Below are 22,430 nucleotides of genomic sequence, written 5' to 3'. Positions count from 1 at the left end.
CCTATCGCCCATGGTGCAACCCCCTGATTGCAGTCGATTGTGCAGGTCTCGTCGACATGCCTGGATGCATCGACGAGACCTGCACGCGTTCGAGCATCGAACTCGAACACATGTGCGATACTGAACCGGTCGAGGAGGTGCCGGAGTGGGATGGGGAAACGGTCCGCCGACCTGGTCGGAGATGGAGCGCGTGCTCTCGGGACGACCCGGCACTTCCCGTCGCGATACCGAACATCCCGGCGACGGGAGCGACAGCCCGGCGTGGTCGCGCACCCGCGCCGAGTACGAGGCGCGGGTCCGACGTCCCGAGGGGCCGGTCGTGCCCTACGCCGAACTGCACACCCACTCCGCGTTCAGCTTCCTCGACGGTGCCTCCACGCCGGAGGAACTCGCCGAGGAGGCGGCACGACTCGGACTCGAGGCCCTCGCGGTGACCGACCACGACGGACTGTACGGAGCGGTGCGATTCGCCGAAGCCGCACGCGAACTCGACATCCGCACCGTCTTCGGAGCCGAGCTGGGCCTCGACGATGCGCACCTGCTCGTCCTCGCCCGCGGTCAGGAGGGCTATCGACGCCTGTCGCGGCAGATCGCCGACGCCCACCTCGCAGGAGGGGAGAAGAGCAACCCGACGTACGACTACGACGCGCTCACCGACGCCGCCTGTGGGCACTGGCAGATCCTCACCGGTTGTCGCCGGGGGCACCTGCGACAAGCGTTCGTCACGGGCGGGATCCCCGCCGCCGAAGCGGCATTGCTCGATCTCGTCGACCGGTTCGGTGCCGACCGCGTGACCGTCGAACTCACCCGTCACGGATATCCCGACGACCACGAACGCAACGCAGCCCTCTTCGAACTTGCCGGGCGACACGGAATTCCGTGCATCGCGAGCACGGCAGCGCACTTCGCGCACCCCCGTCGGCGACGCCTGGCAATGGCCGTGGCGGCGATCTCCGACCGGCAGAGCCTCGACGACGCCGTCGGCCGGATCCCGCCGACCGGAGGCGGACACCTGCGGTCGGGGGAGGAGATGGCGTGGCTGTTCGAGGCCTTTCCGGGTGTCGTGCACCGTGCCGCCGAACTCGGCCGTGAATGCGCCTTCGACCTGCGTCTCGTCGCCCCGAAACTGCCGCCCTTCGATGTTCCCGACGGGCACACCGAGTTCACCTGGCTGCGCGAACTCACCTACGACGGGGCGCATCGCCGCTACGGTCCGGTCGAGCGCCGCCCCGACGCCTATCGGCAGATCGAACACGAACTCGATGTCGTCGGCCGGCTGGGATTTCCGGGATACTTCCTCGTCGTCCACGACATCGTCGACTTCTGCAAGCGAAACGACATCCTGTGCCAGGGAAGAGGATCAGCCGCCAACTCGGCGGTCTGCTACGCGATCGGCATCACCAACGTCGATCCCGTCGGCAACAAGCTGCTGTTCGAACGCTTCCTGTCGCCCGAACGCGACGGCCCACCCGACATCGACCTCGACATCGAATCCGACCGGCGCGAGGAGGCGATCCAGTACGTCTACCGCAAGTACGGGCGGATCAATGCCGCGCAGGTCGCGAACGTCATCACCTACCGCGGTCGCTCCGCCGTCCGCGACATGGCCCGTGCCCTCGGATACTCGCAGGGACAGCAGGACGCGTGGAGCAAGCTCATCGGCCGGTGGGGTGGGGTGCGGGTCGAGACCGACGAACGGATCCCGGAGATGGTTCTCGATCTCGCCGAACAGATCGAAGGTCTCCCACGGCATCTCGGCATCCACTCGGGCGGAATGGTGATCTGCGACCGGGCCGTCGCCGACGTGTGCCCCGTCGAATGGGCGCGGATGGAAGGGCGCACCGTCCTGCAGTGGGACAAGGACGACTGTGCTGCAGCGGGTCTCGTGAAGTTCGATCTGCTCGGCCTCGGCATGCTCTCCGCGTTGCACTACATGATCGACCTCGTCGACGAACACGAAGGCGTCCGAGTCGACCTCGCACACCTCGATCTCTCCGAGCCGGGGGTCTACGAGATGTTGTGCCGCGCCGACTCGGTGGGGGTCTTCCAGGTGGAGTCGCGGGCCCAGATGGCCACTCTGCCGCGGTTGAAGCCGCGATGCTTCTACGATCTGGTCATCGAGGTGGCCATCATCCGGCCCGGCCCCATCCAGGGCGGTTCGGTGCACCCCTACATCCGGCGGCGCAACGGTCTCGAACCCGTCACCTACGACCATCCCTGCCTCGAGAAGGCCCTCGAACGCACCCTCGGCGTTCCGCTCTTCCAGGAGCAACTCATGCAGATGGCCGTCGACGCCGCGGGATTCACCGCGGCGGAGGCCGATCGATTACGTCGCGCCATGGGATCGAAACGCTCGACGGAGAAGATGGAACGTCTGCGCGGACGCCTCTATCAGGGCATGCGGGACCTGCACGGCATCACGGGGGACGTCGCCGATCGCATCTACGAGAAGCTCTACGCCTTCGCGAATTTCGGTTTTCCCGAGAGTCATTCGCAGAGCTTCGCCTCGCTGGTGTTCTATTCGGCATGGTTCAAACTGCACCATCCCGCAGCGTTCTGTGCGGGCCTGCTGCGTGCTCAGCCGATGGGTTTCTACTCGCCGCAATCGCTGGTCGCCGATGCCCGCCGTCATGGTGTGGTCGTCCACGGCCCCGACATCGCGGCGAGTCTCGCGCACGCCACCCTCGAGAACGAAGGGAAGGAGGTCCGGCTCGGCCTGGCCACGGTGCGGCACATCGGCGACGACCTCGCCGAACGCATCGTGACCGAACGCAGTGCCCACGGCCCGTACACCTCGCCCGCCGACCTCGCCGCCCGCGTCGGTCTCACCACCACGCAGGTCGAGGCGCTGGCCACCGCAGGAGCTTTCTCCTCGTTCGGCGTCACCCGCCGCGAAGCCCTCTGGGGTGCGGCCCCGGCCGCGGCACAACGCCCCGGGCGGCTCCCCGGGATCGGGACGGTGCCGACTCCGGCCCTGCCGGGGATGAGCGCTCTCGAACTCGCCGCCGCCGACGTCTGGGCCACGGGAATCTCGCCCGACAGCTATCCGACGCAGTTTCTGCGCGAGCGGCTCGACGAACTCGGGGTGATCCCGGCCGCGGAGTTGTGGCAGGTCCCCGACGGGACGCGCATCCTCGTCGGCGGGGCCGTGACCCACCGGCAGCGACCTGCAACAGCCGCCGGTGTCACCTTCCTCAACCTCGAGGACGAGACCGGAATGGTGAACGTGGTGTGCTCGGTCGGTCTGTGGGCGCGCTACCGGACCGTGGCCCACACGGCTCCCGCCCTGCTCGTCCGCGGCCGGCTCCAGAACGCCGAGGGCGTGGTCACGCTCCTCGCCGACCATCTCGAAGCCATGGATCTGCGAATGCCGAGCAGATCACGCGACTTTCGCTAACATCGCCGAGTGTGAAACGCCTGTGGCCGGTCTCGTTGGCTCTGTTCGCTCTGGTCGTCACCGGCTGCGACGAGGGTGGTGGAGGCGAGGGCTCCTCGGCGTCCGCGCCTGCGATCTCGGCACCGGCGATCGTCGACGGCGGTCTCCGCGAGTCGCAACCCGAAGAGGCCGACCGCAAGGAGGTCGTCACCGGCTACCTCGAGATGGATGCCGGCGATCCCGTGGCGACGGGCCGCCGGGTCGTGACGGTCGTCGAGGAAGCCGGTGGACGCGTCGACTCGCTCACCGAACAACCCGAGGCGAGCAGCGTGCTCACGGTGCGGGTGCCCGCCGACCGGCTCGACGAGGTCGTCGACGAGATCCGCACACTCGGCCGTGTCACCAGCCTGAGCACCACCCGCGACGACGTGACGATGCAGTACACCGACCTCGAAGCCCGGGTGGGTGCGTTGCGGGCCTCGGTGGACCGCCTGCGGGCACTGCTCGAGTCGTCGGCCGACGTCGAGGCGCTGATCGCTGCAGAGACCGCGCTGGCCGAACGACAGGCCGAACTCGACAGCCTCGAGGCGCAGCGACGGCAGCTGGGCGACCGGATCGAACTGTCCACGCTCACCGTCGACATCACCACCGACCGCCTTCCCTCCGAACAGGACAGTTTCTGGGACGGGCTGGTCGCAGGATGGAACAGCCTGTGGGCCGCGCTGGGGGCAGCGGTGGTCGGTATCGGCGCCGCGCTACCGTGGGTGGCGTTCCTGTTCGTGTGTGCAGGTGTCCTCTACCTGGTCATCCGGCTCATCACCCGACGGGGACGTTCGTCCGGAACCACCGGGACGCCCGATACCGAGAGGACCGACAGCGATGCGTGAGGTCGACCTGGCCGCACTCGAATCCGCGCTCACCGACGGGGCGACCGTCATCGACGTGCGTGAACGCGACGAATACGCCCAGGTGCGCGTACCCGGCGTCACGAACATCCCGCTCAGCGAGTTCGTCGCGCGGATCGACGAGATCCCCACCGAGGGCACCGTCTACGTCGTCTGCGCCGTGGGTGGCCGCAGCCTGCAGGCCGCGCAGTATCTCGCCGGTCGCGGTGTCGACGCCGTGTCCGTCGCGGGTGGCACCGACGGATGGGCCCGCTCGGGTCGTCCGGTGGAGAGCGGCGCCTAAACCCCTCCGGGGAAACCGTGCTGTCGCCACGCCTCGTAGCAGGCGACGGCTGCGGCGTTCGACAGATTCAGCGAACGCCGCCCGGGCAGCATGGGGATACGGATCTGCTCGGTGATGTGCGGGTCGGCGAGCACCTCTGGCGACAGCCCTGTCGGTTCGGGTCCGAACAGCAGCACGTCGCCGGCCCGGTACTCGATCTCCGCATAACTCGACGTGCCGTGCGCGGTGAACGCGAACACCCGCTCGGGGACCAGCGCCGCCCACGCCGCCTCGAGGCTGCTGTGCACGGTGACCGACGCGAGATCGTGGTAGTCCAGGCCTGCGCGGCGCAGCTTCGGCTCGGACAGGTCGAAACCGAGGGGTTCCACCAGGTGCAGTTCCGCGCCGGTCGCGGCGACCATGCGTATGGCATTGCCGGTGTTGGGGGGAATGCGCGGCTCGTGGAACATCACTCTGAACACGATGCAGGTTAACAAGTCGGCACTGTGTGGCCCGGCTCGCACGCCCCGCCCACCCACCTGCCTCGGTGAGTTTTCCGAATCGGCGGTGTAACACACCGATCGGTACCGGCGACGTTCTGCGGAACGTATTCCTCAGAACGGATCGAGCATGAATCCTCCTGCCGGTTGGCATCCCGACCCCTACGACCCGTCCATCGATCGCTACTGGGACGGTCAGCAGTGGACGAACCAGACCAGACCCAGGGGCAGCGGCGACCCCACTCAGGTGTTCGGGGCTGTCGGCCAGGGCGGCAATCCCCCTGCAGCAGGTGGGTCGAAGCGGCGCAAGTGGCCGTGGGCGCTCGGCGCCGGCCTCGTCGGACTCGTGGCGCTCGGCGCCGCTGTCGGTGACGAGGAAACGAAGACGGAAACCTCCTCGGTGGTGTCCACGACGAGCAGTTCGGTGGCTCCGACCACGACGACGGCGAAGCCCGCCACGACCACGCCCCGGACGACGACACCGGCGCCCACCACGACCTCCGACTCGCCTGCTGTGGTGCCGTTGGTTCCCCAGGTCGGAACGACCGTCGTGGAAACGACGACGGAGTACACCCCGCCGCCCGCTCCCGCCCACACCCCGCCGGCGACGACGGAGTACACGTCGCCGCCGGTGATGGAGTACACGCCCCCGCCCGCTCCTGCGTACACGCCGCCGCCGGTTCAGCAACCGTCGGCGTCGTACGAAAACTGCGCCGAAGCGAGAGCAGCAGGTGTCGCCCCGATCCTGAAGGGAGAACCCGGATACGGCACACATCTCGACAGGGACAAGGACGGCATCGCCTGCGACAAGTAGTGCGCGCTTGGGTGTTTTGTGCGCAGTCTGAGCGGAACCGGTGACAGTCCGGAAGTGCCCGTGATCGAGTGTCGTGGACCCGAATTCCGCTGGAACCGAAAGGCGAACCCCGCCCGATGTCGCACGGCACCGTCGAAACCCCATACACCGCAGCCGAGAATCGTTACGAGACGATTCCCTACCGGCGCTCGGGGCGGTCCGGGCTCGACCTGTCGGCCTTCTCGTTCGGCCTGTGGCAGAAATTCGGCACCGACTACCCGTTCGAGACGCAGCGGGAGATCATCCTCCACGCCTTCGACCTCGGAATCACCCACTTCGACAACGCCGACCGGTACGGTCCGCCGCACCGCGCCGCGCAGAAGAACTTCGGCCGCATCCTCGGCAGGGACCTCGCGCCCTACCGGGACGAAATCATCCTGTCGACGAAGGCCGGCAACCCGATCGGTCCCGGTCCCTACCAGAAGGGCGGGTCGCGCAAGTCGCTGCTGGGCTCGCTCGAGCACAGCCTGCGTGACCTCGGCACCGACTACGTCGACATCTTCTACAGCCACAGTCCCGACCTGACGGCCCCGCTCGAGGAGACCGTCGGGGCACTCGTCTCCGCCGTCGAGTAGGGGAAGGCGCTCTACGTCGGCATCTCGAACTACCAACCCGATCGTGCGCACGAAGCCGCGACACTTCTGCGGGAAGCCGGCGCCCCACGGCTCGTCCACCAGCCGCGCTACTCGATCTTCGACCGCAGCATCGAGCAGAACGGTCTGCTCGACGCGGCCGAGCAGGACGGCTTCGGACTCGTCGTGTATTCGCCGCTCGCACAGGGACTTCTGACGGACAAGTATCTCGAGACCATCCCGGACGGTGCGCGAGCGGTAAACAGTGCGTTCCTCTCCCCGGACGTGATCGACGAGACCTACCGGCAGCGCGTCACCGAACTCGACAAGCTCGCCCGGTCGCGTGGGCAGTCGCTGGCCCAGCGGGCACTGCAGTGGGTGCTCCGGCAGCCCGCCGCGACCTCGGCGCTCGTCGGCGCGAGCTCGACCTGGCAGCTCGACCACAACGTCGAGACACTGAGCTTCCCGCCGCTCACCGACGACGAGCTCGCGGTCATCGACGAGTACGGTGTCCACGGCACCGGCCTCGGTCTCTGACATGACCGCCATCCGGCTCTACGAGAAGCTGGGATTCACGTTGCGCGAGCGATCCGTGCCGACCCGCGTGCGCACACCGACGGTGTAGCCGGCAGACGCGTGCTTTCATTCTCGTGTCGGGTTCGATCCGGTCGGCCGCGGGAGATGTCATGGAATCGCCGATAGCGACGTATGTCTCGGCGGTACGCAGCTTCGCGGAGTTGGTCCGTGCCGTGCCGGAGGGCCGCTGGGACGGTCCGGGCCTGGGTGAGTGGGACCTCCGAGCACTGATCGGACACACCTCACGCTCGTTGACGACCGTCATGACCTATCTCGACAGTCCTGCCGACACCGAGGACCTCGCGAGCGCGGAGCAGTACTACGTCCACGTCAAGGAACTGACCTCGGTCCTCGGCGCGGAGGACATCGTCGAACGTGGACGGCGTGCCGGTGCCGACCTCGGTGACGACCCGGTGGCGACGATCGGTGCCCTGTCGGCTGCGGTAATCGAGCGGCTCGGTACCGGGGAGGATCGTCTGATCCGGGTGATCGGAGGATCGGGGATCCGGCTGCATTCCTACCTCCCGACACGCACCTTCGAACTCGCCGTCCACGGTCTCGACATCGCCGACGCCGCGGATGTTCCCTACGAACCTCCCGCCGAGGTTCTCGAGCAGTCCGCCCTGTTGGCGGCGAGAATCGCTCTGGCACTCGGCGACGGCACGACCGTGCTGCGGGCATTGACCGGTCGGATGGCGTTGCCGAACGGCTATTCCGTCGTGTGAGCGGAGAGGTTCAGCGCAGCCGGACCAGAACATCCGATCCTCGAGCAGCGCGAGCACGGATGCCGGGGGAGGCAATCGTGAGATCTCGTCGCGCAATTGCTCGGCCCCGCGGCGGAGAGAGCGCGAGGACAGCGCGTCGAGGGTGATCCCTCCGATCTCCGCCGAGGTTACGGTGACGGGATCGACCGTGGTCCCTGCGCCCAGCGCGACCAGCCGTCGGGCGTTGAGTTCCTGGTCCGCGCCCATCGGAAGCGCGACGACCGGAACGCCGTGGGTGAGCGCACCGATGACGCTGCCCGATCCGCCGTGGTTTACGACGACATCGACGTGCGGGAGCACGGCCGACTGGGCCACGAGCCGCTCGATGCGGACGTTGCCGCCCGGTGACGGCAGGGTGGCCGGGTCGATGTCCCGGCCGACGGTGACGAGCACGCGCGCAGGTAGTCGGTGCAGCCCCCGGAGGAGACGGACGATGAGATCACCGGACTCGGTGTTGAAGACGGTACCCAGCGTGACGTACACGCGGTGGGGCTTCTCGCCGCTACGAAGCCAGTCGATCGCAGGGTGTTCGCGGGATGCGAGCGACGGGCCGGCCCTGTCGAGACGGCTGTGGGAGGCAACGGGACATCAGGATCACGGAACGACGGTGGGAACGGTGAGATGACCAAATCCTGTGTCAGGAAAGAGCACTCGTGATCGGAAGGGAGGTCGTGGGCGGCCCGTAGTCGTCCCAGTGGCTCACGGATGCGGTCGATCCGGGTGAGTGCTCCGGACGCGATGACGGCGACCACCACGCGGGGAACGGCGGCGTGCTCGGCCGCCGTCATCGCACCGAAGTCCATCTCGTCGCAGATCACCAGATCCGGATGCCAGCGGTCGATGACATCGCGGACCAGGTCGAATCGTCGCGCCGCGAGCACACCGGCGAAGTGGGTGCCGATCACCGAGTACTCGTGGTCGAGGTCGGGAGGAGCGAGCGTGCCCGTGGACCGACCGGAAGGAGATGTCGTCTCCCCCTCGGGGAAGTGTGCGTCGAAGCCTTCGGTGCCTGCGAGGACGTCCGCCTCCCCGCACACGCCGAGACGGTGGCCGGCCCCGCGCAGGACGTCGGCGATCGGGAGCATCGGTGCGAGATGGCCGAGGCCGCCTGCGAACGAGAACAGGACGCGACGCGCGGCCCGGCCTCGTGTACTGCCGGTCGTCGATCCGACTCGGTGCGCCATGGCCGAATTACACCGCTCCGCGCTCGTGTACGCGAATCGTCGACCGGGTGTGGCCCCGAGCGGTAACTGGTTCAATCGAGAGGCACGAGCAGCGGGCGACCCGGGAGAGAACCATCGCGATGACACGCCGACGCGGGATCAGACTGGCCGCGCGGGACGCGCTCCACGTCTTCGTGGGGGACACCGACCCCGAAGCTCCGCCGTCGACCATGGTGAGCTTCTACGTGTTCGACGCCCGGGGAGGCGAGGCCCCCATCCGCACACGTGGGGACGCCGTCACCTGGATCGGGGAGCGCCTGCATCGCACACCGGCGCTCACCCGACGCCTGCACCGCGTGCCGGCGAACCTCGACTTCCCGTACTGGGTCGAGACCGGCGTCGATCCGGACGATCACGTCCGGTACGAGACGATCGGACCGACCTCGCGCAGCGGGTTGCATCGGCTGCTCGCGTCGATGAAGGAACGCTGCCTCGATCTGTCCGCACCGCCGTGGGAAGTGCACGTCCTGACCGACATCCGCGGTGTCGAGGACCTTCCCGAGGGCGCCACCATCGTCGCGTTGCTCCTGCACCACTCGGTGACCGACGGGCTCGGAGCCGTCGAGATCGCTCGTGCACTGCTCGACGATCCGGCTGCCGCCCCTTCGACGGGAGGACGCGTCGTCGCCGTGCCGGGACCGGTCCGCGCGGCGGTCTCGCTGCCCTTCCGGTACGCGAGGATGCTCCCGGCTCTGGTCGCAGCACGTCGCGCTCGACGAGCACTGGGTGGTCTCACCGCATCGGGGGAGATCACCGCCCCCCGGCCGCAGCGTCCCCGCACCCGCTTCGACACCGACGCCGGCAGCGCCTGGCAGCTCGGCGTCGTCCGTATGCCGTTGCCGGAGGTGCGTGCCGTCGCGCGCGCCACGGATACCTCGGTGAACGACGTGATCCTGACGGTCGTCTCGGGCGGACTACGCGCCTACCTCGCATCCTACGAGGAAATTCCCGCCGATTCACCGGCGGCGATCGTTCCGGGATCCCTCCGGGACGGAGCGGGAGCGGAGTCGGAGAACAAGGTCACGCTCATGTATGTCGACCTGCACCTCGATCGGGCTGATCCGCGCGAGCGACTCCGCCGAGTCCACGAGTCGGCCGCTCTCGAGAAACAGCGCATCCGGCGTCCGGAGTCGGCTGCCTCCGTTGCGGCGGTGGATGCATCGCCCGCGTTCGACCTGGCGATGACGATCCGGAGAGCGCACCGCGGGCGGGTGGGGCCTACGGGAGACGTGGTGCCGCTGGCCAAAACCACCGTGACGAATGTGCCGCGCGGGCCGGTCGAGGGCCTCCGATTCGGTGGCAGTCCCGCCGTCGAGGCGATCGGTACTCCGATGCTCAACCGGAACTACAGTCTCGTCCACTCCGTGACCTCGCTCGGCGAGGTTCTCACCTTGTCTTTTCTGGCCTCGGACTCTTGCATGCCCGACCCCGAGCAGTACGAGCGGCACCTCGCCGAAGCCTTCGCGGAACTATCCCGGGACTGCCTGCCTCCCGGCGCGCGGACGGTTTCCGGTACCGGCCGCGATTCGACGCCGGACGGGCGCCTGGAAGAATGAACGACGTGACTTCGACGATCCTGGACGGCAAAGCAACCCGCGACGAAATCTTCGAGGACCTGAAGGTCCGCGTGGATGCGCTGAAGGCCAAAGGCGTCACGCCCGGTCTCGGCACGATCCTCGTCGGCGACGATCCGGGATCCGCGGCCTATGTGCGCGGTAAGCACAACGACTGCGCGAAGGTCGGCATCACGTCGATCCGCAAGGATCTGCCCGCCGACATCACCCAGGAACAGCTGTTCGAGGCGATCGACGAGCTCAACGCCGACCCTGCCTGCACCGGCTACATAGTCCAGCTCCCGCTGCCGAAGCATCTCGACGAGAACGCGGCGCTCGAGCGCATGGATCCGGGCAAGGACGCCGACGGATTGCACCCGGTCAACCTCGGCCGGCTCGTGCTCGGCAAGGAGGCTCCGCTGCCCTGCACGCCGCGCGGCATCATCCACCTGCTGCGCCGCTACGACGTGGAGATCGCCGGCGCGCACGTGGTGGTGGTCGGTCGTGGCGTCACCGTCGGCCGCCCGATCGGTCTGCTGCTGACCCGTCGTTCGGAGAACGCGACGGTCACCCTCTGCCACACCGGCACTCGTGATCTCGCTGCAGAGGTGCGTCGCGCCGACATCATCGTCGCCGCCGCAGGTGTTCCCGGGCTGGTGACGGCGGACATGGTCAAGCCCGGCGCCGCTGTGCTGGACGTGGGTGTCTCCCGCACCGAGGACGGACTGCGCGGCGACGTCGCCGCGGACGTGCGCGAGGTCGCGGGCTTCGTGTCCCCGAACCCCGGTGGCGTCGGACCGCTCACCCGCGCCTTCCTGCTGACCAACGTCGTGGAGCGGGCCGAGCTGCTCGCGACCCGATAAGCGGGTCGACGACCCCGGGAGACGAGATGGCTCAGGCTATGCGATTCACGCGTCTGAACCTGCCGCTGCTCGCGGTCACCCTGGTGATCGCGGCAGCGGTGATCTTGGTGATCGCCGATCGGTGGCGACGCGGAGCGTTCGTCTTCGGCGGCGCCACCATCCTCGCCGGCCTGTTCCGCTGGGCTCTCGACGAGGACAAGGTCGGTGTCCTCGCGGTACGCGGCAAGGCGTTCGACGTCGCCTCGATGATGGTCGTCGGCGGAATCGTGGTAGCGCTCGCCGCGTCGATCGACCCGCTGGGAACCGACTAGCCCTCGGCGAGCTTCATCAGTTCGACGAGGAGCTTCGCGACCTCGTCGGCCTCGGTGAGGAATCCGTCGTGTCCGTCGCGGGAGACGAGCACACGCAGGTCGCCCGATCCCGGGAGCAGATCGGCGATCTCCTGCTGCAGGCGCAGCGGGTACAGGCGGTCGGAGTCGACGCCGGCGACGATCGTCGGGACCGGGGTGGACGCGAGTGCGGCCTCGACGCCGCCGCGTCCGCGCCCGACGTCGTGCCGGTTCATCACGTCGGACAACACCACGTAGGTACCGGGATCGAAACGCGCGACGAGCTTGCGCGCCTGGTGCTCGAGATAGCTCTGCACGGCGTACCGGCCGCCGCGCCACGGGTCCTCGTCGTCCTGGGGTAGATTCCCGAAGCGCGTGTCGAGTTCGAGTTCGGTCCGGTAGGTGAGGTGCGCGATGGTCCGGGCGATGGCGAGTCCGGCTTCGGGACGCCGCCCCGTGCCGTAGTAGTCGCCGCCCTGCCAGTCGGGGTCGGCCGTGATGGCAGCCATCTGCGCGGTCTGGGTGCCGATCTGGTCGGCGGTCGCGCGGGCACCGGTGGCGAGGACGAGCGACGCTCGCACCCGCTCCGGGTACGCGATGATCCACTCGAGGGTGCGCATGCCACCCATCGATCCGCCGGTCACGGCGGCGGGGACGTCGATGCCGAGCCTGTCGAGCAGCGCCACCTCGGCCGCCACCTGGTCGCGCACGGTGATCAGCGGGAAGCGGGATCCCCAGGCCTTGCCGTCGGGTGCGGTGCTGCCGGGGCCGGTGGTGCCGCGGCACCCGCCGAGAATGTTCGTCGAAACCACGCACCAGCGGTCGGTGTCGATCGGAGCACCGGGGCCGACCATGCCCGACCACCAGCCGGGGGACGGATGGTCCGGTCCGGCGGGGCCGGTGACGTGCGAGTCGCCGGTGAGGGCGTGTTCGACGAGCACCACGTTGTCGCGGGCGGGGGACAGTTCGCCCCACCTCTGCACGGCGACGGTGACGTTCGGCAGCGTCTCGCCGCTCTCGAGCGCGAGATCACCGATGTCGATGGTGTCGAGGCGTCCGTCTGCCGGGGGCAGTTCGACGCGACGCCGCTCGGTGCCCGCCGTCAAGAGATGACCGCCTCGAGGCTCGCGGTGGGCTGGCAGCGCCGGCTGCGGATGTCGGTCATCGCGTCCTTCCGGCGGTGATGGGAGGTGTGATCGTGGCTTGCGTGCGACAGCACATCATCATCTCAGTCCTCCCGACAACAGGCTTGTCGGTGGGGTTCCACCGACCGTGTCATCACCCGGAGCACCCCACCCCGGTCGGAGGGTTGCCGGCCAGCAAGCCGGGGCTTGACGCTGGCACTCATGACTTTCCCGGCAGTCTAGCGACTCTCCGTTGCAGGGTCTTTATGCACCCTCTGAACATCCCTGACCAGCAGGAAAGTTACCGGTCGGTAGGGCGTGAGGGTGGGACGAGGCGCTTTGCGGTCGTCGGCAATAGCAGTACGCTTGTCATGTTTGGCCGCGGTTCAGGACGTGGACACGGCCATGCTCGCTGCTCGCGAGCCGACGGCGACCGCACCCACAAAGTGCGGTCGATTGGGGACCTACAGAAACGTCCTAGGAGGACACGAAACGCATATGTCCAAGATCAAGGTTGAAGGTAAGGTCGTCGAGCTCGACGGCGACGAGATGACCCGCATCATCTGGCAGTTCATCAAGGACAAGCTGATCCACCCGTACCTGGACGTGGATCTCGAGTACTACGACCTCGGCGTGGAGAACCGCGACGCCACCGACGACCAGGTGACGGTCGATGCGGCGAACGCCATCAAGAAGCACAACGTCGGCGTCAAGTGCGCCACCATCACCCCCGACGAAGCGCGTGTCGAGGAGTTCGGCCTGAAGAAGATGTGGCGGTCGCCCAACGGCACCATCCGTAACATCCTCGGCGGCACCATCTTCCGCGCGCCCATCATCATCTCGAACGTGCCGCGTCTGGTGCCGGGCTGGACCAAGCCCGTCATCGTCGGCCGTCACGCGTTCGGCGATCAGTACCGCGCCACCGACTTCAAGGTCGACCGCCCGGGCACCGTCACCATCACCTTCACGCCCGAGGACGGCAGCGAGCCGATCCAGCACGAGGTCTGCCAGATCCCCGAGGACGGCGGCGTCGTGATGGGTATGTACAACTACAAGAAGTCCATCCAGGACTTCGCGCGCGCCTCGCTCTCGTACGGCCTGCAGCGCAACTACCCGGTCTACCTGTCGACCAAGAACACGATCCTGAAGGCCTACGACGGCATGTTCAAGGACGAGTTCCAGCGGATCTACGAGGAAGAGTTCAAGGCGGAGTTCGACGCCGCCGGTCTCACCTACGAGCACCGCCTCATCGACGACATGGTCGCATCGTCCCTCAAGTGGGAGGGCGGCTACGTCTGGGCCTGCAAGAACTACGACGGCGACGTCCAGTCCGACACCGTCGCGCAGGGCTACGGCTCGCTGGGGCTGATGACCTCCGTCCTGATGACCCCGGATGGCAAGACCGTCGAGGCGGAGGCCGCACACGGCACCGTCACCCGGCACTACCGTCAGCACCAGCAGGGCAAGCCGACGTCGACCAACCCGATCGCGTCGATCTTCGCCTGGACCCGTGGCCTCGAGCACCGCGGCAAGCTGGACAACACCCCCGAGGTCATCGAGTTCGCGCAGCAGCTCGAGGACGTCGTCATCAAGACCGTCGAAGCCGGTCAGATGACCAAGGACCTCGCCCTGCTCGTCGGCCCCGAGCAGGGCTGGCTGACCACCGAGGAGTTCCTCGCAGCGCTCGACGAGAACCTGCAGAAGGCTCGCGCCTGATCTTCCGCTCCGTTCTCGACAGCACGTACACGGGACGCCCCAATCGGGCGTCCCGTGTCGTGTTCCCGAGCACTCCCGGCACCGGCTACCGTTTCGTGTACCACTGTCAGTCGCATCACCGTAGGGCTCGGGAGGAGGACGGCCGTGACCACCACTGCCACCGACTCCGAAGCCCGCGGCGGAGCGCACGCACGCCGGCGGTTCTGGACCCGGGTATGGATGCTGATGTTCGGCTCGGCGCTGGCCTACCTGCCCGTCGCGCTCGCGCCGAATCTGATCCACGCGATCGCCCGCCGCACCGACGAACTGGCCTACGACCGGTCCACGCCGGTGCGCAGCGGCGTGCTCACCACCCTCACGATGGGTGAGGCCGCCGCCGTCCTCGGGGTGCTCGCCGCCCTCGTCATCGCGCTCAATCTCATCGCGTGGTCGCTCGGACCGGTCATCGCCGCCGAGGGTTCGTCCCGATCGACCGAGGCGTTGCGCCTCGAGCACCTCGAACTGTGCGGGTCGGTGTTCGGTGTCGGAGCGACGATGACCTTCGTCGCAGCGCTGCTCGACGGTCTCCCACACTCCGTGGATCTGGCGGCGCTGCTGCTGTTCCCGGCGGTCTTCGTGATCGTGGTACTCAGCCAGGACCTGTTCCTCGCGACCCAACGCGGCGTCGGTGCCCGCCGTCGTCTGCGCCGGGAGGCGTCGCTGCTGCGCCGACGTGAACTGCTCGCCACGGCGGCGAGGCTGCGACCGGGCGACCCGCGGGTCGCCGGCCACCCCTTCGCGGCGCTCGCCGTCGAACTCGCGGTCCTGGCCGTCGTCACGGTGGTGACGGGGTTCCTCATGATCGTGGTGTTCGACGACGAGTCGGGCTCCGGGCCCTTCCTGGATTCCTCGGACATGGTCTTCGTGGTGGTCACGTCCGCGATCACGATGTTCACGGCCGTCGTCCTCGTGCTGTGGACGGTCCGCTGCTGGTTGCTCCGCCGATACGTCGGCGCGGTCCTGGCCGCGGCGTTGGGTGGCACCCTCTACGTCGTGGTCGGTGCGGGAATCGTGTGGGCGGCACTCGACGAGGACGCCGTCGCCGAGGCGATCGCCTCCGCCGCCGTCCTGTACGCCTGGATAGTCCTGCCGGCCGCCGTCCTGCTCCTCGGCACCGTCGGGGTGGGCCGTCGGGGTCGCTTCCCGGGTGTCACCGCCGCCCTGCGCGCCGCGGTGCTGCGCGAGCGGTACCGGGTGCGGCGCGCCGAGCTCGACGGTGGTCGGAGGAACGGTCGAGCGGAGGGTTCCGTCCCGCCGCTCCGTCATCTGATCGTGCGGGCGCGCACCGTCGCCCGTGTCGCTCCGGCGGACCGGACATGACGACGGGGACGTCCTCCTCGGAGGACGGCCCCGTCGATCCACTCGTCTACCGGTGCGCGCCCACCGGATCGCGGTGCGGAGCGCGCTGCCGCTCCGTCTGCTCGGTGAGCAGGTGGCCGAACAGACCCCCGGCGCGCAGCCATTCCCACTCGAGGGGAGTGTCGATCCGGGAGCGGCCAGTCCACCACCGTCGACTTGGGGAGCCCGGTGATCCCGACGAGTTCGCGCAGCGTCCGGATCGGGTGCTCGGCGTCGAATGCGTTGAGCAGATCGAACGCGCGGGCGACGCTCCGCACGCCGCCGTCGGCTTCGGCGACCGTCGATGCCTGTGTCATGCGAGTCACTCCAGGCCCACAGAACGGTTCGAACAATCCGCAGAATGGAACACATGAGTGTTTCCCCAGGAATACTCTCGGGACGTTCCGCTGAATGAGAGAAATTGGTGAATGTGTTCCGTCTTGTGGAACTCGCGGTCGTGGGGTGAGCCACTCTCACGGCAGGCTCCTTCCACGGTGGAGCAGCGGCATCGCCGGCGTCGGCTACGGTGACCCGGTGCCTCTCGTGATCACCACCGTGAACGTCAACGGCGTGCGCGCAGCCGCAGCCAAGGGTCTCGTCGACTGGCTCGCCTCGTCGGCCGCCGACATCGTGTGCCTGCAGGAGGTGCGGGCCACCGAGAAGCAGTTCCACGCCGCGATCGCCCCGGCGCTGGAGGCCGGATGGCACTGTGTCGGCGCGGAGTCCTCGGCCAAGGGCCGCGCCGGGGTGGCGATCCTCTCGCGTGTCCCGGCGGACGCCGTCCGCGTCGGATTCGACGTCGACGAGTTCGCCTCGGCCGGCCGCTACATCGAGGCCGACTTCGGCGACGTGACGGTGGGAAGCCTCTACCTGCCGACCGGTGAAGCACAGACGTCGAAGCAGGACGAGAAGGAACACTTCATGAAGAGCTTCGCGACCTACCTCGCCGAACGGTACGCCGCGGTGACGGCCGCAGGTCGCGACATGGTGGTGTGCGGCGACTGGAACATCGCCCCTACCGAGCGGGACATCAAGAACTGGAAGGGCAACGTCAAGAAGTCCGGCTTCCTGCCCGAGGAGCGCGCGTGGGTCGGCGACCTCCTCGAGACCGGCTGGCGCGACGTAGTGCGTGACCTCCACGGCGACGTCGCGGGCCCCTATTCGTGGTGGTCGTACCGCGGCAAGGCATTCGACACCGACGCAGGCTGGCGCATCGACTACCACCTCGTGACCCCGGGCCTGGCGGCCCGCGCGAGCGAGGCCCGCGTCGAACGCGCAGCGAGCTACGACCAGCGCTGGTCCGACCATGCACCGGTGACCGTGACCTTCGATCGCTGACCGCTTCTGCGGATCGGCGCAGAAGTGTCCACCTCGGTCGCAGCGCGGCGTGGCCTGCGTGGAATCATCGACGGCATGTCGAGCACTGCAGAACAGAACGCCACGAAGCCGAAGGCCCGCCCCCGTGTGCTGTCCGGCATCCAGCCCACCTCGGATTCGTTCCACCTCGGGAACTTCCTCGGGGCGCTGGCGCAGTGGGTTCCGGCGCAGGACGAGAACGACGCCTTCTACTTCATCCCCGATCTGCACGCGATCACCGTTCCGCACGAGCCGAAGCTGCTGCGCAAGCGAGTGCTCGTCTCCGTGGCGCAGTTGCTCGCGATCGGTATCGATCCGGAGAAGTCCGTGCTGTTCGTGCAGAGCCAGGTGCCCGAGCACGCCGAGCTCGCCTGGGTCCTGAGCTGCATCACCGGTTTCGGTGAGGCCAGCCGGATGACGCAGTTCAAGGACAAGTCGGCCAAGCAGGGCACCGAGCACGCCGGCGTCGGCCTGTTCACCTATCCGATCCTCATGGCCGCCGACATCCTGCTCTACCGCGCGAGCCACGTGCCGGTGGGGGAGGACCAGCGCCAGCACCTCGAACTCACGCGAGATCTCGCGCAGCGCTTCAACTCCCGCTTCGGCAAGACCTTCGTCGTCCCCGAGCCGACGATCGTGAAGGAGACCGCGAAGATCTACGATCTGCAGGATCCGACGTCGAAGATGAGCAAGTCCGCGACGACCGACGCGGGCCTGATCAATCTCCTCGACGATCCGAAGGTGTCGGCGAAGAAGATCCGCTCCGCGGTGACCGACAACGAGCGCGAGATCCGTTTCGACCGGGAGAACAAGCCCGGGGTGTCGAACCTGCTCACGATCCAGTCTGCGCTGTCGGGTCGCAGCGTCGACGAACTCGTCGCCGGCTACGAGGGCAAGGGTTACGGCGATCTGAAGGCCGACACCGCAGAGGTCCTCACCGAGTTCGTCACCCCGATCCGCACCAAGGTCGACGAGTACCTGGCCGACCCGGCCGAACTGAACCGCATTCTCGCGGGCGGCGCGGACCGCGCTCGCGAGGTCGCATCCCGCACCTTGGCGCAGGTCTATGACAAGGTGGGTTTCCTGCCGCGGACCTAGACGAAGGAGCACCCGGATGGCCGGCGAACCCGACGAGAAGCCGGGATTTCTCGAGCGTCAACGCGCGGCCCATCCCGTGCTCGACCGCATCCTCCGGGCCGGGGTTCGGTACCAGGAGAACAAGGGCGACTACTACGCGGCCGGTCTGACCTACTTCACGGTGCTGGCGATCGTCCCGATCATCATGGTCGTGTTCTCGCTGGCTGGTTTCGTGCTTGCCGGGCGACCCGAACTGCTCGACGAGATCCGGCAGGTCATCTCCGAGAACATTCCCGGTCAGCTCGGCGGCACCGTGCAGAGCCTGATCGACTCGGCGATCGAATCCCGCGGCGCGGTCGGCCTCATCGGCCTGCTCACCGCCTCGTATGCCGGTCTGGGCTGGATCACGAATCTTCGCGAAGCCCTCACCGCCATGTGGGAGCACCCGCGCGACAAGGGCAACTTCTTCGTAGTGAAGTTGCGCGACGGGGGCGCACTTCTCAGTCTCGGACTCGCGATGACCGTGTCGTTGGGGCTCTCGGCGCTGAGCAGCGGGCCGATCGCGCGCAGGATCGTCGAGCTGCTCAACATGGAGAATCTCGTCGGCATCGGCGTGGGTCTGCGAATTCTGGCTCTGGTGGCGGCCACTGCCGCCACCGGTCTGGTGTTCACCTGGGTGATCGCTCGCCTGCCCCGCGAACCCGTTCCGTTCCGCAGCGCGCTCGTCGCGGGTGCGATCGCCGGGATCGGTTTCGAACTGCTCAAGCAGACGGGTTCGATCTACCTCGAACGTGTGCTCAACGGCCCGGCGGGCGTCGCCTTCGGCCCGATCCTCGGCATCCTCGTGTTCGGTAACCTCACGGCCCGCCTGGTGCTCTTCTGCACCGCGTTCGCAGCGACGTCCCGAGCGAGCCTCGCACTCGCACACCATCCCGCGCCCACGGGGGCGGTCATCACGCCTCGCCTCGAGGTGCACGAGGGTCTCGACGCGCGCCGCGGCGCCGCAATCCTCGGTGCGGGCCTGGTCGGTGGACTCCTCGCCGGGCTGCGCTTCCGGAGGAAATGAGCGAACTCCCGGGGTGAAAACTCGGTTCGGGGGTGCCGATCGTGCCGCGGACGGGCGACGATGGAGGCGTGGCAAAACAGTCGCGATCCGCCGCGCCCCAACGCGCGTTCCGGGTGACTCCGCGCAGAGCGCTCGCGGCCGTCCTGGTCCTGCTCGCTGCGCTGTTCGTTCTCCAGAACCGCAACAGTACGAGCATCGACCTCTTCTGGATCTCGCTGCGGGCACCGCTGTGGCTGGTGCTCGTCATCATCTTCGCGGTCGGGTGGGTCGCGGGCTTCCTGTTCGCACGCGGACGCTGATCCGCATCGGTGCGACCACCGGCAACGGAGCACAGGAGAGTGGGCACAGACGACAGCAGGCCCGTCCCCGAAGGGACGGACCTGCTGTCGTGCGAGGTGATCAGCGAGCGAACATGAGCGCGCGCTTGACCTCCTGGATCGCCTTCGTCACCTGGATGCCACGGGGGCACGCGTCGGTGCAGTTGAAGGTGGTGCGGCAGCGCCACACGCCTTCCTTGTCGTTGAGGATGTCCAGCCGCTCGGAGGCACCCTCGTCACGCGAATCGAAGATGAACCGGTGCGCGTTGACGATCGCGGCGGGACCGAAGTAGCTGCCGTCGCTCCAGTACACCGGGCACGAGGTGGTGCAGCACGCGCACAGGATGCACTTGGTGGTGTCGTCGAACCGGGCACGGTCGGCCTGCGACTGGATACGCTCGCGGGTCGGCTCGTTGCCGGAGGCGATGAGGAACGGCTTCACGGCGCGGTAGGCGTCGAAGAAGGGTTCCATGTCGACGACGAGGTCCTTCTCGACCGGAAGGCCACGGATCGGCTCGATCGTGATCGTGACGTCCTTGCCGTTCTTGTCCAGCATGTCCTTCATGAGGATCTTGCAGGCGAGACGGTTGACGCCGTTGACACGCATCGCGTCCGAGCCGCACACGCCGTGGGCGCAGCTGCGACGGAAGGTGAGCGTGCCGTCGAGGTAACCCTTGACGTAGCCCAACAGGTTGAGCAGACGGTCGGACGGCAGCGCCGGCACCTGGAACGAATCCCAGTGCTGACCCTTGTCGTCCTCCGGGTTGAACCGGGCGATCTTGAGGGTGACCATCGTCGCGCCCTCGGGCACGGGTGGCAGTGTCGACGCGCCCGTGTCGGTCTTCTCGATGGTTGTCATCAGTACTTACGCTCCATGGGCTCGTACCGGGTCTGGACCACCGGCTTGTAGTCCAGGCGAATGTCGGAGATCAGTTCCTCGCCCACCTTGTACGCCATGGTGTGCTTGAGGAAGTTCTCGTCGTCGCGCTTCGGGTAGTCCTCGCGGGCGTGTCCGCCACGCGATTCCTTGCGGTTCAGCGCGCCGACGACGGTGACCTCGGCCATCTCGAGGAGGAAGCCGAGCTCCAGCGCCTCGAGCAGGTCGCTGTTGTAGCGCTTGCCCTTGTCGTGGACCGTGATCTCCTTGTAGCGCTTCTTCAGCTCGTGGATGTCGTTGAGCGCCTGCGTCAACGTCTCCTCGGTGCGGAACACCGACGCGTTGTTGTCCATCGTCTGCTGCAGCTCGGTGCGGATGTCGGCCACCCGCTCCTTGCCGCCCTGGTGCAGGATCAGATCGAGCCAGTCGTCGACGTACTTCGTCGGCTGCTCGGGCATCTCGACGTGCTTCGTGCTGTTGGCGTACTCCGCGGCGGCGATGCCGGCGCGACGACCGAAGACGTTGATGTCGAGCAGCGAGTTGGTGCCGAGACGGTTGGCGCCGTGGACGGACACGCACGCGCACTCTCCGGCCGCGTACAGGCCGGGCACGACGTTCTCGTTGTCGCGGAGGACCTCGCCGTCGACGTTGGTCGGGATACCGCCCATGACGTAGTGGCAGGTCGGGAACACGGGCACGAGCTCGGTGACGGGGTCGACACCGAGGTAGGTGCGGGAGAACTCGGTGATGTCGGGGAGCTTCTCCTCGAGGACGTCCTCGCCGAGGTGGGTCACGTCGATGTAGACGTAATCCTTGTTCGGTCCGGCGCCGCGACCCTCGAGCACCTCGAGCACCATCGAGCGGGCGACGATGTCGCGGGGCGCGAGGTCCTTGATGGTGGGGGCGTAGCGCTCCATGAACCGCTCGCCGTCGGCATTGCGGAGGATGCCGCCCTCGCCGCGCACGGCCTCCGAGATGAGGATGCCGAGACCGGCCAGGCCCGTCGGGTGGAACTGGTGGAACTCCATGTCCTCGAGCGGCAGGCCCTTGCGGAAGATGATGCCGAGGCCGTCACCGGTGAGGGTGTGGGCGTTCGACGTCGTCTTGTACATACGGCCCGAGCCGCCCGTCGCGAAGACGATGGCCTTGGCGTGGAAGACGTGGATCTCGCCGGTCGCGAGCTCGTACGCGATGACACCCGTCGCGACGGGACCGTTCTCGGTCTCGGTGAGGGTGATGTCGAGTGCGTAGAACTCGTTGAAGAACTCGACGTCGTGCTTGACGCAGTTCTGGTACAGCGTCTGCAGAATCATGTGGCCGGTGCGGTCGGCGGCGTAGCACGCGCGACGGACCGGGGCCTTACCGTGGTCGCGGGTGTGACCACCGAAGCGACGCTGGTCGATCTTGCCCTCGGGCGTCCGGTTGAACGGAAGACCCATCTTCTCGAGGTCGAGAACGGCGTCGATGGCCTCCTTGGCCATGATCTCCGCAGCGTCCTGGTCGACCAGGTAGTCGCCACCCTTGACGGTGTCGAAGGTGTGCCACTCCCAGTTGTCCTCTTCGACGTTCGCGAGGGCGGCGCACATGCCACCCTGAGCGGCGCCGGTGTGGCTGCGGGTGGGGTAGAGCTTCGTGAGCACTGCGGTGCGCGCACGCGGGCCGGCTTCGATGGCCGCACGCATGCCGGCGCCGCCGGCGCCGACGATGACTACGTCGTAACGATGTTCCTGCATGAAGGTTCGGC

General features: G+C 67.7%; 19 protein-coding genes, 2 pseudogenes and 1 riboswitch. Of the genes and pseudogenes, 15 read left to right on the top strand and 6 right to left on the bottom strand.

Features of this window, described 5'->3' with window-relative positions; translation table 11 throughout:
• The first annotated feature begins 145 nt into the window (after positions 1-145).
• From BO226_RS13430 to BO226_RS13420, 3 genes are read left to right on the top strand one after another with little or no spacing between them, the layout of a single operon-like run.
• Entirely contained in the window at positions 146-3,397 is a 3,252-nt protein-coding gene (locus BO226_RS13430; protein WP_071935450.1) for an error-prone DNA polymerase, read from the top strand.
• 11 nt (positions 3,398-3,408) lie between these two features.
• Entirely contained in the window at positions 3,409-4,263 is an 855-nt protein-coding gene (locus tag BO226_RS13425) for a DUF4349 domain-containing protein (RefSeq protein WP_006550104.1), read from the top strand.
• Positions 4,256-4,564, top strand: a complete 309-nt coding sequence (locus BO226_RS13420) for a rhodanese-like domain-containing protein (RefSeq protein WP_016692855.1) — start codon at positions 4,256-4,258, stop codon at positions 4,562-4,564. The genes BO226_RS13425 and BO226_RS13420 overlap by 8 nt, the downstream gene beginning before the upstream one ends.
• Here BO226_RS13420 and BO226_RS13415 read toward each other — a convergent pair.
• The gene (locus BO226_RS13415; RefSeq protein WP_071935449.1) at positions 4,561-5,025 is read right to left on the bottom strand and encodes a tRNA (cytidine(34)-2'-O)-methyltransferase; all 465 of its coding nucleotides are present in this window, start codon (positions 5,023-5,025) and stop codon (positions 4,561-4,563) included. The genes BO226_RS13420 and BO226_RS13415 overlap by 4 nt on opposite strands.
• A 148-nt stretch (positions 5,026-5,173) precedes the next feature.
• Between BO226_RS13415 and BO226_RS13410 the strand changes: the two genes are divergently transcribed.
• From BO226_RS13410 to BO226_RS13400, 3 genes and pseudogenes are all read left to right on the top strand, one after another.
• Positions 5,174-5,857: an excalibur calcium-binding domain-containing protein gene (locus BO226_RS13410; RefSeq protein WP_071935448.1), complete on the top strand. Its 684-nt coding sequence runs from the start codon at positions 5,174-5,176 to the stop codon at positions 5,855-5,857.
• Positions 5,858-5,973: 116 nt separating this feature from the next.
• A pseudogene (locus tag BO226_RS13405) lies at positions 5,974-7,005 on the top strand (aldo/keto reductase).
• A gap of 149 nt (positions 7,006-7,154) precedes the next feature.
• Positions 7,155-7,769, top strand: a complete 615-nt coding sequence (locus BO226_RS13400) for a maleylpyruvate isomerase N-terminal domain-containing protein (protein WP_024101565.1) — start codon at positions 7,155-7,157, stop codon at positions 7,767-7,769.
• A 102-nt stretch (positions 7,770-7,871) separates the two neighbouring features.
• Here BO226_RS13400 and BO226_RS28120 read toward each other — a convergent pair.
• Positions 7,872-8,291 (bottom strand): annotated as a pseudogene (locus BO226_RS28120) (glycosyltransferase); the annotation flags it as partial.
• A gap of 820 nt (positions 8,292-9,111) precedes the next feature.
• Between BO226_RS28120 and BO226_RS13390 the strand changes: the two are divergent.
• From BO226_RS13390 to BO226_RS13380, 3 genes are read left to right on the top strand one after another with little or no spacing between them, the layout of a single operon-like run.
• Positions 9,112-10,587, top strand: a complete 1,476-nt coding sequence (locus BO226_RS13390) for a wax ester/triacylglycerol synthase domain-containing protein (RefSeq protein ID WP_071935447.1) — start codon at positions 9,112-9,114, stop codon at positions 10,585-10,587.
• A 5-nt stretch (positions 10,588-10,592) separates the two neighbouring features.
• Positions 10,593-11,447, top strand: a complete 855-nt coding sequence (locus tag BO226_RS13385) for a bifunctional methylenetetrahydrofolate dehydrogenase/methenyltetrahydrofolate cyclohydrolase (RefSeq protein ID WP_198040554.1) — start codon at positions 10,593-10,595, stop codon at positions 11,445-11,447.
• Between the two features lie 26 nt (positions 11,448-11,473).
• Complete coding sequence (locus tag BO226_RS13380) at positions 11,474-11,758, top strand: DUF3017 domain-containing protein (RefSeq protein ID WP_033097065.1); 285 nt, start codon at positions 11,474-11,476, stop codon at positions 11,756-11,758.
• Here the strand turns inward: BO226_RS13380 and metX are convergent.
• Positions 11,755-12,882 carry a homoserine O-acetyltransferase MetX gene (gene metX / locus BO226_RS13375; protein ID WP_071935445.1) on the bottom strand — a complete coding sequence of 376 codons (1,128 nt, stop codon included), beginning with the start codon at positions 12,880-12,882 and terminating at the stop codon, positions 11,755-11,757. The genes BO226_RS13380 and metX overlap by 4 nt on opposite strands.
• Before the next feature lie 134 nt (positions 12,883-13,016).
• Positions 13,017-13,128, bottom strand: a riboswitch (SAM riboswitch).
• Between the two features lie 270 nt (positions 13,129-13,398).
• On the opposite strand from metX, the gene BO226_RS13370 reads away from it, so the two are divergent.
• Both BO226_RS13370 and BO226_RS13365 read left to right on the top strand, forming a co-directional pair.
• Entirely contained in the window at positions 13,399-14,616 is a 1,218-nt protein-coding gene (locus tag BO226_RS13370) for an NADP-dependent isocitrate dehydrogenase (protein WP_006550117.1), read from the top strand.
• Between the two features lie 144 nt (positions 14,617-14,760).
• A complete protein-coding gene (locus tag BO226_RS13365) occupies positions 14,761-15,975 on the top strand; it encodes a hypothetical protein (RefSeq protein ID WP_071935444.1) in 1,215 nt (404 codons plus the stop codon).
• Here BO226_RS13365 and BO226_RS28115 read toward each other — a convergent pair.
• On the bottom strand, positions 15,918-16,310 hold the full coding sequence (locus BO226_RS28115; protein ID WP_083543633.1) for a helix-turn-helix domain-containing protein: 393 nt from the start codon (positions 16,308-16,310) through the stop codon (positions 15,918-15,920). The genes BO226_RS13365 and BO226_RS28115 overlap by 58 nt on opposite strands.
• Before the next feature lie 217 nt (positions 16,311-16,527).
• Here BO226_RS28115 and BO226_RS13355 point away from each other — a divergent pair, with 217 nt between their 5' ends.
• The 4 genes from BO226_RS13355 to BO226_RS13340 all read left to right on the top strand — a co-directional run bounded on the left by BO226_RS13355 (position 16,528) and on the right by BO226_RS13340 (position 19,791).
• A complete protein-coding gene (locus BO226_RS13355; protein WP_071936444.1) occupies positions 16,528-17,331 on the top strand; it encodes an exodeoxyribonuclease III in 804 nt (267 codons plus the stop codon).
• Positions 17,332-17,406: 75 nt separating this feature from the next.
• The gene (trpS, locus tag BO226_RS13350) at positions 17,407-18,447 is read left to right on the top strand and encodes a tryptophan--tRNA ligase (RefSeq protein WP_006550121.1); all 1,041 of its coding nucleotides are present in this window, start codon (positions 17,407-17,409) and stop codon (positions 18,445-18,447) included.
• Positions 18,448-18,463: 16 nt separating this feature from the next.
• Entirely contained in the window at positions 18,464-19,492 is a 1,029-nt protein-coding gene (locus BO226_RS13345) for a YhjD/YihY/BrkB family envelope integrity protein (RefSeq protein WP_006550122.1), read from the top strand.
• A 68-nt stretch (positions 19,493-19,560) separates the two neighbouring features.
• Positions 19,561-19,791, top strand: a complete 231-nt coding sequence (locus BO226_RS13340; protein ID WP_232237952.1) for a LapA family protein — start codon at positions 19,561-19,563, stop codon at positions 19,789-19,791.
• Positions 19,792-19,891: 100 nt separating this feature from the next.
• Here BO226_RS13340 and BO226_RS13335 read toward each other — a convergent pair whose 3' ends face one another.
• Together BO226_RS13335 and sdhA are read right to left on the bottom strand one after the other, a co-directional pair.
• The gene (locus BO226_RS13335; protein ID WP_006550125.1) at positions 19,892-20,668 is read right to left on the bottom strand and encodes a succinate dehydrogenase iron-sulfur subunit; all 777 of its coding nucleotides are present in this window, start codon (positions 20,666-20,668) and stop codon (positions 19,892-19,894) included.
• Positions 20,668-22,419 (bottom strand): succinate dehydrogenase flavoprotein subunit, encoded by a 1,752-nt coding sequence (sdhA, locus tag BO226_RS13330; RefSeq protein WP_006550126.1) that lies wholly within the window; start codon positions 22,417-22,419, stop codon positions 20,668-20,670. Before sdhA ends, BO226_RS13335 begins: the two co-directional genes overlap by 1 nt.
• Between the last annotated feature and the right edge of the window lie 11 nt (positions 22,420-22,430).

Source organism: Rhodococcus sp. 2G, from assembly GCF_001886355.1.
Classification (GTDB): domain Bacteria; phylum Actinomycetota; class Actinomycetes; order Mycobacteriales; family Mycobacteriaceae; genus Rhodococcus; species Rhodococcus pyridinivorans.
This window is presented reverse-complemented; position numbering and strand designations above follow the sequence as displayed.

Coding starts and splice junctions, on each gene's coding strand:
- BO226_RS13420 (WP_016692855.1), top strand. CDS start 4,256: ATGCGTGAGGTCGACCTGGCCGCACTCGAATCCGCGCTCACCGACGGG.
- BO226_RS13410 (WP_071935448.1), top strand. CDS start 5,174: ATGAATCCTCCTGCCGGTTGGCATCCCGACCCCTACGACCCGTCCATC.
- BO226_RS13400 (WP_024101565.1), top strand. CDS start 7,155: ATGGAATCGCCGATAGCGACGTATGTCTCGGCGGTACGCAGCTTCGCG.
- BO226_RS13390 (WP_071935447.1), top strand. CDS start 9,112: ATGACACGCCGACGCGGGATCAGACTGGCCGCGCGGGACGCGCTCCAC.
- BO226_RS13380 (WP_033097065.1), top strand. CDS start 11,474: ATGGCTCAGGCTATGCGATTCACGCGTCTGAACCTGCCGCTGCTCGCG.
- BO226_RS13370 (WP_006550117.1), top strand. CDS start 13,399: ATGTCCAAGATCAAGGTTGAAGGTAAGGTCGTCGAGCTCGACGGCGAC.
- BO226_RS28115 (WP_083543633.1), bottom strand. CDS start 16,310: ATGACACAGGCATCGACGGTCGCCGAAGCCGACGGCGGCGTGCGGAGC.
- trpS (WP_006550121.1), top strand. CDS start 17,407: ATGTCGAGCACTGCAGAACAGAACGCCACGAAGCCGAAGGCCCGCCCC.
- BO226_RS13345 (WP_006550122.1), top strand. CDS start 18,464: ATGGCCGGCGAACCCGACGAGAAGCCGGGATTTCTCGAGCGTCAACGC.
- BO226_RS13335 (WP_006550125.1), bottom strand. CDS start 20,668: ATGACAACCATCGAGAAGACCGACACGGGCGCGTCGACACTGCCACCC.
- sdhA (WP_006550126.1), bottom strand. CDS start 22,419: ATGCAGGAACATCGTTACGACGTAGTCATCGTCGGCGCCGGCGGCGCC.